The sequence below is a fragment of the Maridesulfovibrio spiralis (SeqCode) genome (assembly GCF_048571135.1).
Lineage (GTDB): Bacteria > Desulfobacterota > Desulfovibrionia > Desulfovibrionales > Desulfovibrionaceae > Maridesulfovibrio > Maridesulfovibrio spiralis.
On the sequence record NZ_CP182344.1, the window covers coordinates 1,980,505 to 1,994,123 of the forward strand.

Annotated in this window: 10 protein-coding genes; all 10 read left to right on the forward strand. The window is 52.9% G+C overall.

Going from position 1 to position 13,619, the window contains the following annotated elements; genetic code table 11:
• Window position 1 precedes the first annotated feature (1 nt).
• The 10 genes from ACNI29_RS08905 to ACNI29_RS08950 all read left to right on the forward strand — a co-directional run bounded on the left by ACNI29_RS08905 (window position 2) and on the right by ACNI29_RS08950 (window position 13,617).
• On the forward strand, window positions 2-787 hold the full coding sequence (locus tag ACNI29_RS08905; RefSeq protein ID WP_419781853.1) for an ATP-binding protein: 786 nt from the start codon (window positions 2-4) through the stop codon (window positions 785-787).
• Window positions 788-1,073: 286 nt separating this feature from the next.
• Window positions 1,074-2,633, forward strand: a complete 1,560-nt coding sequence (gene tssA, locus ACNI29_RS08910; RefSeq protein ID WP_419781854.1) for a type VI secretion system protein TssA — start codon at window positions 1,074-1,076, stop codon at window positions 2,631-2,633.
• Window positions 2,634-2,742: 109 nt separating this feature from the next.
• A complete protein-coding gene (gene tssB, locus ACNI29_RS08915) occupies window positions 2,743-3,225 on the forward strand; it encodes a type VI secretion system contractile sheath small subunit (protein WP_419781855.1) in 483 nt (160 codons plus the stop codon).
• 11 nt (window positions 3,226-3,236) lie between these two features.
• Complete coding sequence (gene tssC, locus ACNI29_RS08920; protein ID WP_419781856.1) at window positions 3,237-4,718, forward strand: type VI secretion system contractile sheath large subunit; 1,482 nt, start codon at window positions 3,237-3,239, stop codon at window positions 4,716-4,718.
• 72 nt (window positions 4,719-4,790) lie between these two features.
• Window positions 4,791-5,273 (forward strand): Hcp family type VI secretion system effector, encoded by a 483-nt coding sequence (locus ACNI29_RS08925; RefSeq protein WP_419781857.1) that lies wholly within the window; start codon window positions 4,791-4,793, stop codon window positions 5,271-5,273.
• Between the two features lie 153 nt (window positions 5,274-5,426).
• Window positions 5,427-5,846 (forward strand): type VI secretion system baseplate subunit TssE, encoded by a 420-nt coding sequence (gene tssE / locus ACNI29_RS08930; protein WP_419781858.1) that lies wholly within the window; start codon window positions 5,427-5,429, stop codon window positions 5,844-5,846.
• A 6-nt stretch (window positions 5,847-5,852) separates the two neighbouring features.
• Window positions 5,853-7,583 (forward strand): type VI secretion system baseplate subunit TssF, encoded by a 1,731-nt coding sequence (tssF, locus tag ACNI29_RS08935; protein ID WP_419781859.1) that lies wholly within the window; start codon window positions 5,853-5,855, stop codon window positions 7,581-7,583.
• Window positions 7,547-8,587: a type VI secretion system baseplate subunit TssG gene (gene tssG / locus ACNI29_RS08940; RefSeq protein ID WP_419781860.1), complete on the forward strand. Its 1,041-nt coding sequence runs from the start codon at window positions 7,547-7,549 to the stop codon at window positions 8,585-8,587. The genes tssF and tssG overlap by 37 nt, the downstream gene beginning before the upstream one ends.
• The gene (gene tssH / locus ACNI29_RS08945) at window positions 8,584-11,280 is read left to right on the forward strand and encodes a type VI secretion system ATPase TssH (protein WP_419781861.1); all 2,697 of its coding nucleotides are present in this window, start codon (window positions 8,584-8,586) and stop codon (window positions 11,278-11,280) included. The genes tssG and tssH overlap by 4 nt, the downstream gene beginning before the upstream one ends.
• Window positions 11,281-11,301: 21 nt before the next feature.
• Complete coding sequence (locus ACNI29_RS08950) at window positions 11,302-13,617, forward strand: type VI secretion system Vgr family protein (protein ID WP_419781862.1); 2,316 nt, start codon at window positions 11,302-11,304, stop codon at window positions 13,615-13,617.
• The last annotated feature ends 2 nt before the right edge of the window (window positions 13,618-13,619 follow it).

Consider the following 13,619-nt stretch of genomic DNA (forward strand, 5'->3'; position numbering starts at 1 on the left):
TATGAAAATTGCGTTCGCCGGAAAGGGCGGAGTTGGGAAAACCTCGTTGACCGCATGGGTTGCCGATTGGCTGGCCCGCCACGGTCATGATGTCTGGATGGTGGATGGAGACACGGCTCTTTCCCTTGGTCAGGCTTCCGGCCTGAGTGTGGAGGAGTTGCCCACGCCGCTCATTAAACGTGAAGATCTGGTGCGGGAGCGAATCCATGAAGGCGGTTTTTTGAATTTGAATCCCGAGGTTGCAGACCTGCCCAAGTCATTGGCCCGCGACATCCCTCTTGGTGCGCCCCCGGTAAACGGCGTCACGCCCGGATATAAAAAACTTCTGGTCATGGGGGCGGTCACCAACGCGGGCGGCGGCTGCGCCTGTGATGCCAATGCCCTGCTCAAGGCTTTGCTGGCGCATATTGTCATGGAAAGTAATGCCTGGGTGCTGGTTGATCTTGAGGCCGGAGTTGAACATCTCGGGCGCGGGACAGTAACTCATGTAGACGGTCTTGTGGTTGTTTCCGAACCGAGCATGCGCAGCCTGCAAACCGGAGCCGAAGTGGGACGTATGGCGCAGGACCTCGGGCTTGATAATCAGGTGCTGGTCTTGAACCGGCATATTCAGGGAACACCTCCGGCTCTGGACGGCCTTCCTGAACATAGTTTTTCCATTCCATCGCTTCCCGGTCTGGTAGAGCGGCAGATGACAGATGCCTCGGTGCTCGATCTGCCGGAGCAGCCCATGCTGGATGGAATTGTCAGCAGTATCCTGAAAAGATTGGGTAAAGATGTAAGCTGAAAATGTATAATTAATATTTCCTTATAAATTTAGACTACTGATAATTCTCCTATAGTAAAAAATCCCTGATGCTCCCTTTGTGAGTTTCAGGGATTTTTTATTTAACAATGGTTCACAAAGAAGATCGGGGTGCGGTTATCGTCAGGTGAAAAATCCTGTTGTTCAATAGTGTGTTATAATTTCCATCTTGGTTTGCCATATTATGTCTGCTGGTTTATGGTTGTTAGTAATTAGTACTGTATCTGGGCGGTGTGCTGCTAACAATCCAAGCCGAGGTGGAGGATGTATGGATTTACTCGAACTGGGTAGAAAGCCGGTCAGTGAAGAGAACCCTGCCGGAATTGATGCCCGCTATGAGCCGGAATATGACCAGCTGCAGCAGGAAATCGATAAGCTTGCCAGCGCTACTGCCGGGGGGGCTGTGGACTGGAAGCGGGTGGTCAAACTCGGTTCCGTTATTCTGAGCAGTAAGTCCAAGGATTTGAAGGTCGCCTCCTATCTGGGAGTGGGGCTGTTGCATTTTAAAGGTGTGGAAGGTCTTTCTGCCGGGGCGCAGCTTCTGCACGATCTTATCTCCAACTTCTGGGATACCCTCTATCCGGCAAAGAAACGAATGCGTGGCAGGTTCGGGGCCATCAGCTGGTGGATCGAAAATGCCGAGAAATTTCTCAAAAGCTATGACGGTGATGAAATTCCCAAAGATACTGCGGAGCTGCTGGCTAAGCGCATCAATGACCTTGATGCAGGCTTGGCGGAAAAATCCGAGGATGCGCCTATGCTCCGGGATTTGTCAGGTTACGTGCAGCGTTTACCTGTAGAAGCCCCTTCCGAACCGCAGCAAAGCGAAGCTGCTTCAGCTGTTGATTCTCCGGCTGCAGGAGATTCCGGGCAGCCTGGCCCTGCCCCCGTTTTACAGGGGGCGGTCAGCGCAGGCAATATCAATTCTTCCGATGAATGCATGGTCATTCTCAAGGCCGGACTTTCCTCTCTTGATCCTGTTTCCGAATATCTCCTCGCCAATGACCTTGCTGATCCCAATGGATACAGGTTGCGGCGCATGTCTGCATGGACGCCGATCACCAACCTGCCGCCTGCTGAAAACGGGCAGACCATGGTTCCCGCCCCGGACGGCCCGGCCAAAGATTCCATCGCCAACCAACTCAAATCTGCAGATTTCAGCGGAGCATTGCGCGAGGCCGAATCCCGTATCGGGGAATATCTTTTCTGGCTCGACCTGACCCGCATGTCCGCTGAGGCACTGAAAGCTTTGGGCGAAGGTTACGCAGACGCGCTCAGTGCCCTTGAGCTGGAAACTGGGTTTTATCTGCAGCGTTTGCCCGGACTGGCCTCACTCAGTTTCGCGGACGGAACCCCGTTTGCCGATTCAAAGACCCGTTCATGGTTGCAATCCCTTGGAAAAGGGAAAGGCGGGGCGGATGCTGCCTCCTCTGGCGGTCATGATGAAGCGGCTGAAATAATGAACAAAGCTAATCAATTGATTGTGAATAAGAAATTGTTGGAGGCAATATCCCTGATTTGTGGTAGGATTAATAAATCTCCCTCCCTGCGATCTGCGTTCAGGTTGCGGTCAGAATTGACTGCATTGCTTACCGCAGAAGGTCAGGCTGGGGTGGCCCATGTGCATGCCATTGAATTGCTGAAACAAATTGAGAGTTCAGGGCTTGAACAATGGGAGCCGGAGCTGGCCTTGAGTGGATTGCGGGTTGCCTACGAAGCCGTGGTCGCGGAAGGAAGTGAAGCGTCGGCGGCGAAAAGCATAGAGCTTTTACAGCGTATCAGCAGGCTCAGTCCTGTTGAGGCCCTGAAAATCAATGGAGTTACTTAGGCCCTAAAATAAGGAAAATTTACTAACAATTTCATTTTCATGAATCTGTTAGGCGTAATTTTAAACGGTTTGGACTGTTCCCAGAAACTTTTCAGCGGAGGTCTTTAATATGGCTAAAGAAGGTTCTGTTGCTCCCAAGGAGCGGGTCAATATTGTTTACAAGCCTGATACCGGGGATGCCAAGGAAGAGGTCGAGCTTCCTCTCAAGCTGCTGGTAGTCGGAGATTTCACCCAGAAAGATGATGACCGCATGGTCGAGGACCGGGACCCGGTCAACATCGACAAGGACAACTTCAACGAAGTGCTCAAGGCGCAGGACCTTGAACTCAAGCTCGGCGTTGAAGACAAGGTCAGCGGGGACGCCGATGCACAGATGGCGGTCAATCTCAAATTTGAAAGCCTTAAGGATTTCGACCCGGACCGGATCATTAGGCAGGTCCCGGAATTACAGAAGCTGATGGAACTTCGTGAGGCTCTGAAAGCCCTGAAGAGTCCGCTCTCCAACGTGCCGGAATTCAGGAAAAAAGTTCAGGAATTGGTCAAGGATGACGGCGCGCGCGAAAAACTGCTCAAAGAACTTGGAATCGAGTAGGGGGATTATCCATGGCAGAAGAAAAACTCGAACAACAGCAGGCTGAACAATCCTCAGCTGAGGTTTCGCTTCTTGATGATATTGTGGAGGCCACCAAACTCAAGCCCGAAGACGAAGCCTATTCCGTAACCAAGGCCGGGCTGCAGGCTTTTCTGGAGGAAATGGTCAAGCCTGAACGCCAGGGAGCCAAGGTTTCCGGTAATCTGGTTGACGATATGCTGGCCCAGATTGATGAAAAGCTTTCCGCCCAGATGGACAGCATCATCCACAACAAGGAATTCCAGAAAATGGAATCCTCATGGCGTTCGCTCAAATTTCTGGTAGACCGCACCAATTTCCGGGAAAACGTGCGTATCCAGATGATGAACGTCTCCAAGGAAGACCTGCTGGATGATTTTGACGATGCCCCGGAAATTACCAAATCCGGTCTTTACAAGCAGGCGTATACCGCTGAGTACGGACAGTTCGGCGGTCAGCCTTTCGGTGCAATCATCGGTAATTACGATTTCGGTCCCGGACCGCAGGACATGAAGCTTTTACAGTATACCGCTTCTGTTGCCTCCATGTCCCATGCGCCGTTTATCGCCGCCGCCGGACCGGATTTCTTCGGTATTGAGAAGTGGAGCGAGCTGCCAAATCTCAAGGATCTCAAATCCATTTTTGAAATGCCGCAATACGCCAAGTGGAACTCTTTCCGCGAGTCTGATGATGCCCGTAACGTCGGGCTGACCCTGCCCAAGTTCCTGCTCAGGCTTCCCTACGGCCCGGAAACCCTCCCGGCCAAGAGCTTCAACTACAACGAGTCCGTCTCTGACGGTGACGATGATTTCTGCTGGGGCAACACCGCTTTTGCCTTTGCCTCCAAGCTGACGGATTCATTCGCCAAGTACCGCTGGTGCGCAAACATTATCGGTCCGCAGGGCGGCGGGGCCGTGGAAGATCTGCCCCTCTACCAGTACGAGGCTATGGGCGCGGTCCAGACCAAGATTCCCACGCAGGTCCTTCTTTCCGAGCGCAGGGAGTTCGAGCTTGCCGAGGAAGGCTTCATAGGTCTGACCATGCGTAAGGGCAGTGATAATGCGGCCTTTTTCTCAGCCAACTCCTGCCAGAAGCCGAAGTTCTTCGGTACCAGCAAGGAAGGCAAGGAAGCCGAGCTTAATTACAAGCTCTCCACCCAGCTGCCTTACATGATGATCATGGATCGTCTGGCCCATTACATCAAAGTTATCCAGCGCGAAAATATCGGCACATGGAAAGAACGTGGCGATCTGGAGCGCGAACTCAACACCTGGATTTCCCAGTATGTCACCGAGATGGACAACCCCGCACCCAGTGTGCGCAGCAGACGTCCGCTGCGTATGGCCAAGATCGAGGTCAGCGATGTGGAAGGCGATCCGGGCTGGTATCAGGTTTCCCTGAAGGCCCGTCCGCACTTCAAGTACATGGGTGCTTCTTTCACCCTCTCATTGGTGGGCAAGCTGGAGAAGGAATAGTCTAGTCGAAAGAGTCCGGCAGCAGCCGCTGCAACGGTCAACCTTTAACCATGCATTTTGAGGAGAAGGGTTATGGCACTTACTTCGTATATGAAGGTAACAGGAAAGACTCAGGGACAGATCAAGGGTGATTGCACCCAGACTGGAGATAAAAAAGATACCATGCTCGTCTATGCATTGGATCACAATGTGGAAATCCCCAAGGACACCCACACCGGACTCCCCACAGGACAGCGCATTCATAAACCGTTCACTGTGACCAAACATGTGGACAACGCATCCCCCAAACTCGCTCAGGCCTGCTGCAAAGGCGAACAGCTTACTGTTGAAATCGATCATTACCGTATCGACGCCACCGGGATTGAGAAAAAGTACTACACTATCAAAATGGAAGAAGCGATCATCGTGAATCTTCACAATTACAAACCCGTGACCTTTCTTGCCGAAAACAAAGGCTATCACGACATGGAAGATGTGAGCTTCACCTATTCCAAGATCACTTGGACCTTCGCTGACGGTAATATTGAATATACCGACGATTGGAAGTCCAGTTAGAAATTGTTGAGGGTAATGCCTCCGGCGGCCTCGCGGCGCCCTGCCGGGGGCATTACCCCCTTTTGCAAAAAGGGGTAATAATCCCAAAATCTTTTATTAAGCTTCGCTGTCCCAGCTTGAAAGGGCGGTGTGGTGTTTTGAGTGGAGAAAGCCTTGACCACGCAGCGTCTGCTTGAACGTATACGGTTCATGGAGGAAGACCCGGACTGGCGCGATAGTGCCGAGCCGGGACAGGTGGTCAAGTCTGTGCTCGATTATCTGCGCATGATCCTCAATACACGGCAGGGCAATGCCCAGATCGCCCCGGATTTCGGTGTGCCGGACTTCACTTCCATGATCGGGGCAACCGGGTTGGATGCAGTGCGCTCCATCGAGGAATCCATGACCGAGGTTATCCTCAAGTATGAGCCCCGGCTGGCAAACGTGAAGATTGAATTTGTGCCTATGGAGGATAACCCGCTGGCCCTGCATTTCAAATTGCAGGCCAAGCTGGCCCTCGAAGGGCAGGACATGCCAGTGGTGTTCGAGACGGTTCTCGACCCCGACGGCCAAATTTCTGTGCAGGATAATTAGTGTGTTATGATTGAAAAGTATTATCAGAGGGAATTGAGCCATTTGCGTGAGTTGGCGGTGGAGTTTTCCAAGACCCATCCCGCGCTGGCTCCCATGCTGACCGGACCGGGGGCTGACCCTGATGTGGAACGGTTGCTGGAAGGATCGGCGTTTTTGTCCGGCATGATCAACCAGAAGCTGGATGATGAATTCCCGGAGATAATACACGGGCTGGTACAGCTTATTTTTCCCCATTATCTGCGTCCAATCCCCTCAACAACCATAGTTAAATTTACTCCCAAACCCAGCCTGATGGAAAGTGTGCGTGTCCCCCTGGGATCGCAGATTGCTTCGATTCCGGTCAGCGGCGTTCCTTGCACTTTTTCAACTACGTATGACGTTGATTTGCATCCGCTGAGCATCAACGGGGTGGAGCTTGTTAAGGGGGCCGGGACTTCTGGAAATCTGCATATTGATCTGGAGTTGAACGGTATCCTGCTGGATGAGTGGGATAACTCCAGCCTTCGTTTTCACCTGACCGGGGATGCGGCGAGCGCGTCCATGCGCTACAAATTTCTTTTCAATTACATCCGCGATATTAAAATAAGCTCTGATGCTGGAAGTCTTTGCGTACTTCCAAAGCGGAATCTCAAGGCTGTGGGCTTTGAAGATGAAGAAGCCTTGCTGCCATATCCATCGCAGTCTTTTCCGGGCTACAGAATTTTGCAGGAATATTTCATCCTCCCTGAAAAATTTCTTTTCTTTGAAGTTACCGGGCTGGAGAACTGGCGCAACCGGGGCAGCACCGGGAAATTCAGGATAACTCTGGAACTGGAGAAGATTCCCCAGACCTTTGACCGTTTTACGGTAGAGGATATCTGCCTGTTCGCTACTCCGGCAATCAACCTGTTCAAGCGCGATGCGGAGCCGGTGATCCTTGATCATAAGCGGCCTGAATATCAGGTCCGTCCTTCCGGTGATTCCGGGGGCGATTACCAGGTTTATTCCGTGGATTCCGTGGTCGGCTATGTGCAGGGAACGGTTGAGGAAAAACCTTACAAACCTTTCCATATGTTTAATCCGCAGGCCGGGGAAATGCCTGTATACACGGTGCACCACCGCCGTTCCCCGGTACGGGATAAGACTGATCTTTTTGTGTCTGTAGCTTATCCGGCGCAGGGTGATGAGCCGGTTACGGAAACATTGTCCATGGCTTTGACCTGCACCAACGGAATCCTGCCGGAAAAGTTGCGCTACGGTGATATCAGTAAACCCACCGGGACCTCCCCGGAGCTGGCGTCATTTGAGAATATCCGCCAGCCCACCTCCCCGGTACAGCCTCCGCTGGGCAAGAACCTGCTCTGGCGGCTGCTCTCGCACCTTTATCTCAATTATCTTTCAGTTGCTGACATGGAAAGCCTGCGGGCAATGGTTAAACTGTATATTTTTACCGATACCCGTGACCGCAGTTCCGTGGTCGCCAATACCAAGCGTGTGGAAGCTATTACCGGAATGGAGGTCAGCGAAGGGGACCGCCTTGTTCGCGGGCTGGTCATGCGCGGGCGTGAAATCAAGATGTCGCTCAGCTGTGACGGCTTTGCCAACAGCGGCGATCTGTATCTGTTCAGTTCGGTAATGAACCGCTTTTTCTCAGGCTATGCCTCGGTCAACTGTTTTACCCGGCTGACCGTTGAGGACACCTTAAACAAGGAGCTTTACAAGTGGACTGCGATGATCGGAAACCGTCCGCTTCTGTAACAGGGAACCTGCTCGATAAAACGACCGGGTATTCCTTTTTTCAGGCCATTCGCCTGTTGCGGCTGCATTCGCATACCTGCACAGGCAAGGAGCTTGAAGAGTTCTTTCGCGACCACCTGCGGGTGCGTCCGCAGCTGTCCCTCGGCTTCCCGGCTACCGATCTCACCGGCATTGAACAGGAAGAGCGCGAGGACGGCGACATCTACCGTCTCGAAACCACTTTTCTGGGGCTTTACGGGGCCTCTTCCCCTCTTCCGGTTTTTTATACCGAAGAGTTGTTGGCTGAAGCCTCTGAAGACAAGTCCGTTACCCGCGATTTTCTGAATATTATCAATAATAATCCATATGTGCAGTTTTTCCGGGCCTGGAGCCGATCCCGGCTGATGCTCAAAGCTGTGGACGAGAAGGACGGGGCGTGGCTGGAGCGACTGAACAGCCTGCTCGGTTATGGGCATTACAAAGCATTTTCTCATGTGCCGCCGGAATGCCGCCGTTTTCGCCATATCGGCCTGCTTACCCAGTATCCGCGCAGTGCCGTGGGGCTTGAAACACTGCTGAAAGACTCGTTGCAGCATGGAGATATCCATGTGGAACAGTGCGTGCTGCGCAAGGTCAAGATTCCCGATGACCAGCGATTCTGTCTCGGTGTGGATTCCAATGTGCTTGGTGAGCGTTCATGGGTCGGGGAAGAGCTTGAAGACCGCAACAGCAAGTTCGCGGTGCATCTGCATGAGTTGGATTCAGGCCGTTTTCACCAGCTGCTTCCCGGAGCCGCAGACGGAGACAAGCTGGATAATCTGGTGCGCGGTTATCTGGTGGAACCTTTTAAATATGATCTGGTCCTTGAAATGATGCCCGGTGAGGCCAATACCGCAGTGCTCGGCGGCGAGCAGTGGTCCGGTCTCGGCTGCGATACATGGGTTTTTTCCGGGAACCATTTGGAATATGCGAAAGCGTCTTTTCCCAACAAGGGCGGACACGTCCATGAGAGGTATGAATCATGATCAATGTCGACATAAGAAATCTGCTTTCAAAGCTGGACACCTTCTGCACTAACGCATTGCACAACGCGGCAGGACTCAGTGTTTCACTCAGTAACTATGAAGTTTCAGTAGAGCATTTTTTCATCAAGTGCATTGAGGAAGTAAACAGTGATCTTCCGCTCGTGTTTCGGCAGTACGGGGTTGAAGTGCCTCGCATAACCGCCGCACTCACCGATGTATTGCAGGATTTCAAAACCGGGAATTCCGGCAAGCCTGTGTTCTCGCCGATGCTGCTGGAGCTTTTTGAAGACGCATGGTTGATCTCCTCTGTTGAAATGGGCGAAACCCGCATCCGTTCCGGGACTGTATTGCTGGCCTTTCTGGGCAAGCCTAATTTTTATGCGTCCGGCAATTACGCGGATCTGTTTTCGGCTGTTAACCGCGAAACACTGCTCAAGGAATTCTGGACCGTAACCAAGGGATCGGTGGAATACAAAATGCCCGCCGCTGCTCCGGGTTCAGCTGTCGGAACCTCCTCGAAAGGCGAGGGCGGGTTTATTGAGCGGTTCTGCATTGATTTTACTGCCAAGGCCCGTGAAGGCGGAATTGATCCTGTTTTCGGGCGTGATCCGGAAATGCGGCAGATGGTCGATATCCTTGCCCGCCGCCGCAAGAACAATCCCATTCTCGTGGGTGAACCGGGGGTCGGCAAGACTGCTGTTATCGAAGGGCTGGCCCTGCGTATCACTGAAGGTGATGTGCCGGAAATTCTAAGTGAAGTGACCCTGCTTGGGTTGGACATGGGGTTGCTTGAAGCCGGGGCGGGGATGAAAGGCGAGTTCGAGAACCGTCTTAAAGGAGTTATTGACGAGATCAAGTCCAGCGAGACTCCGATCATCTTGTTTATTGATGAAGCGCATACTCTGGTCGGGGCCGGAGGTTCAGCCGGGGGCGCGGACGCCGCCAACCTGCTCAAGCCCGCATTGGCCCGTGGGGAGCTGAAAACCTGCGCCGCCACAACTTGGACCGAGTACAAGAAATATTTTGAAAAAGACCCTGCTCTGGCCCGCCGTTTCCAGTTGGTCAAGCTTGATGAGCCTTCCGTTAAGACCTCAACTATCATTCTGCGCGGCCTGCGTGAAAGTTATGAAAAGGCCCACAATGTAATTATCCGTGATGATGCCAACGTTGCGGCTGCGGTCTTTTCCGACCGCTACATCACCGGGCGTTTCCTGCCGGACAAGGCTATTGACCTGCTGGATACTACCTGCGCGCGGGTCAAGGTCAACCTTTCTGCCAAGCCCGGAATGCTGGAAGACTGCCAGCGTGTGGTTCAGGCTCTAGAACGGGAACAGAAAGCCGTGGACCGTGACCGCAGCAACGCTGTTGAAGTGGATGAAGAGCACTACAAGGAACTGCTGGAGCAGATAGAGGCCAAGAAAGCCGAGGCCTATGAAATCAGCGAAAGGTGGCTAAAGGAAAGAGAAGCAGCCCATGCGGTGCTGGATATCCGGGCGCGGATTCAGCAAGTCCGCAACAGTGATCTTGTTGATGCTGTTCCTGCCGAAGAAGCTGTGGCTGCCGAAGACGGCCCTGTTGTCGAAAGCCTTGCTGATCTGGAAGAACAATTGGCTAAGGCCGATGCCGCACTTGCTGAACTTCAGGGTGATGATCCCATGGTTCAGATTGAAGTCACCCCTGATCTGGTGGGCCGGGTTGTTTCCGACTGGACCGGAATCCCGGTGGGTAAGATGGCCCGCGATGAAGCGGCCACTGTTGCCGATCTGGATGAAAAACTGAAGGTGCGTATCAAGGGGCAGGATCAGGGACTTGCGGCTATTGCCGAAGTTATCCGCGCTTCCAAGGCCGGGATTAAGAATCCTGACCAGCCCATCGGTGTTTTCCTGCTGGTCGGTCCTTCCGGTGTGGGTAAGACCGAAACAGGGCTTTCTCTGGCTGACCTGCTCTTCGGTAATGAGCGTTCGGTGGTCACCGTGAACATGAGTGAATTTCAGGAGAAGCATACTGTTTCCCGGCTGATCGGTTCGCCTCCGGGATATGTCGGTTACGGCGAGGGGGGCATGCTTACCGAGGCCGTGCGCCGCCAGCCATATTCCGTGGTCCTGCTGGATGAGGTTGAAAAGGCCCATCTGGATGTCATGAACACCTTCTATCAGGTCTTTGACAAGGGTGTGCTTACCGATGGCGAAGGCAAGGATATCAACTTCAGGAATACTATCCTTATCCTGACTTCGAACCTCGGCACGGATGTGATTCAGGAAATGACCGCCGCCGGTGACGGTTCCGCAGATGAAATGCCTATGGACGCCGTTTTATCAGCAGTGCGGCCTATTCTTTCCCAGCACTTTAAGCCCGCACTTCTGGCGCGTATGAATGTCGTGCCCTACTTCAGCCTCAACCCCGAAGCCATGAAGCTGATCACCAGCCTCAAGCTGGGCAAGCTGGAGAAGATGCTTCTTGCCAACAACAAGATGAAGCTGAGCTATGACGCTGCGGTTGTGGATCAGATCGCGGCCCGTTGCACGGAGGTGGAAACCGGAGCGCGCAATATCGAGTACATCCTGAACGGCAATGTGCTGCCCAGGATGTCAAAGGAAATCCTTATGCATATGACTGAAGGCGGCATGCCTGCGGCGGTGCATCTGGGTGTGGATGAAGACGGTTCCTTTGCAATGGAATTCTCCGCTGAATAATGAGCATGAGAGGGTAATATAATGGCAGATAACTCCAAGCCCAAGTTTATTTTCGAGTCCAAGGGTGTGGATAAGAATACCTTCAGCGTGGTTCGCTTTAAAGGGACTGAAGGCTTGTCGACCATTTACCGTTTCAGCATCACGCTGCTTTCGGAGAAAAATGATCTCGATATCGGTTCAATCCTGCAAAATCCGGCGGAATTCACCATCAAACGTGAAGACGGGGATATCCCGTTCAAGGGCATGCTCAGTTCTTTTGAACAGCTGCATCAGGCCGGGAAAGTCTGTTTCTACCGGGCGGAACTGGTTCCCAAGCTCTGGTGGTCCACCCTGACCCATTGCAATCAGATTTTTCTTCATGAGAACGTGCAGGGCTTCCTTGGCGATGTGCTCAAAAAGGCCGGACTCAAGGAAGGCTTGAGTTTTGATTTCAAGCTACAGGGCTCTTATCCCTCTTGGGAATATGTCTGCCAGTATGATGAATCCCATTTCAACTTTGTATCCCGCTGGATGGAGCGGGACGGTATGTATTACTATTTTGAGCAGACCGAGCAGGGCGAGAAGATGGTCATCACCGATACCCATATTTCCCATTCGCCCATGAAGGAGGGGACCAGCCTCACTTATTCCCCGCCCAGTAATCTGGACCACGCCCACCGCGATGAAATCGTCAAGAATTTCATGCTCAAGCAGCAGCCGCTGCCCAAGAAAGTTCTGCTCAAAGACTACAACTACCGCAAGCCCAGCCTTGAAATGAAAGCCGAGGCTTTGGTCTCGCAGCAGGGCATGGGTGAAATCTACATCTACGGAGAGCATTTCAAGACCCCGGACGAGGGTAACCAGCTGGCTAAAATAAGGTCGCAGGAGTTCCTTTGCCGGGAAAAGGTCTTTCACGGTGTATCCACGGTTCCGTATGTGCGTACCGGGTATATCTTCGAGCTGAAAGATCATTACCGTCAGGATTTCAACCAGCGTTATCTGACCACCGAAGTCGTGCACGAAGGCAGTCAGGAAGCCTACCTTGTCTCAGGTCTGGGGCTTAATCTGGCTGAAGACGCGGACCGTCTTTACTATCGCAATTCATTCTCCTGCATCCCGGCCCAGACCCAGTACCGGCCCGAACGCAAGGCGGTGAAGCCCAAATTTTCCGGCACTCTCAATGCCAAGGTCGATGCCTCCGGCAGCGGGCAGTACGCCGAGCTGGACGGGGAAGGCCGCTACAAGGTGATCATGCCTTTTGACGAGTCCGGGCGCAAAGGCGGCAAGGCTACCACATGGCTGCGTATGGCCCAGCCCTACGGGGGGGCCAACCACGGTATGCACTTCCCCTTGCATAAGGGAACCGAGGTGCTGATTACCTATGTTGATGGAGACCCGGATCGTCCTTTGATTCAGGCTGCGGCTCCCAACCCGGAGAATCCCAGTCTGGTCAAGGATTCCAACCAGACCATGTGCCAGATTACCACCGGGGGCCAGAACCGTATTCATATTGAAGATAAAAAGGGCGGCGAGCGCATCCTGATGCATTCTCCTAAATCCGATTCATGGATTCGTATGGGCGAGCCTAATGATCCCCCGGCAGCGGGTGAAGATGAGCCGATGACTGAAGACAAGGTGAAGAAGATCGCCGACGAACAGATAGAAGCAAGCGAACAGGGCAAGGCCGGGGTAAAGCTGCACACCAGCGGGCATATCTCCGCTTTTGCTGGCTCTTCCGCTGAAGTTTTTTTGGGTAACGAATTCAAGTTTGTCGGCGGTTCTTCTGAAGACATTCTGGTCGGGAATGATACCAAGATGTATTTCGGGCTAAAGGAAGATGTGGTGGCCGGTCTGGAAACCGGGATCAAGCTTGCCGGGCTGATTGAATGTACATTGACCAAGAATGTCCTTGTACTGGGAACTGCCCGTAAGATGGAGCTGGAGAAGGAAGAGCTGATGGCCGACCACAAGCGCATGTCTATTGATATGACCAATCTTAATGCTACCTGCGCTGATATGAACGGGGAGCTTACTTCGCTGCGTGCTGACCATAGTAATCTTGTCGCTGATCATACTGATCTTAAGGGCGCAACACAACAACTTGCCGGAGAAGCATCCAAGCTTGCCGGGGAAGTTGAAAACCTTGGCGGACAGGTGACCGAGGTTGCGGGAAGTGTTTCGAATGTTTGTGGCGAGGTTACCAAGCTGGCTGCTGAGCGTAATGATGTAAACGGTGATGTCATCGACACAGCCGGTAACAGGACCGGGCTGGTCGGATCGCTGTCCACTGTCTCTGCAGAGGCAAGCAGTATTTCAACAGAGATGAACAATATCGCAGGCTTGATAAACAATATCTAGCC

Bases quoted from the DNA above. Each gene is read 5' to 3' on its own strand.
- tssC (WP_419781856.1), top strand. From the start codon at position 3,237: ATGGCAGAAGAAAAACTCGAACAACAGCAGGCTGAACAATCCTCAGCT.
- tssB (WP_419781855.1), top strand. From the start codon at position 2,743: ATGGCTAAAGAAGGTTCTGTTGCTCCCAAGGAGCGGGTCAATATTGTT.
- ACNI29_RS08950 (WP_419781862.1), top strand. From the start codon at position 11,302: ATGGCAGATAACTCCAAGCCCAAGTTTATTTTCGAGTCCAAGGGTGTG.
- tssF (WP_419781859.1), top strand. From the start codon at position 5,853: ATGATTGAAAAGTATTATCAGAGGGAATTGAGCCATTTGCGTGAGTTG.
- ACNI29_RS08905 (WP_419781853.1), top strand. From the start codon at position 2: ATGAAAATTGCGTTCGCCGGAAAGGGCGGAGTTGGGAAAACCTCGTTG.
- tssH (WP_419781861.1), top strand. From the start codon at position 8,584: ATGATCAATGTCGACATAAGAAATCTGCTTTCAAAGCTGGACACCTTC.
- ACNI29_RS08925 (WP_419781857.1), top strand. From the start codon at position 4,791: ATGGCACTTACTTCGTATATGAAGGTAACAGGAAAGACTCAGGGACAG.
- tssA (WP_419781854.1), top strand. From the start codon at position 1,074: ATGGATTTACTCGAACTGGGTAGAAAGCCGGTCAGTGAAGAGAACCCT.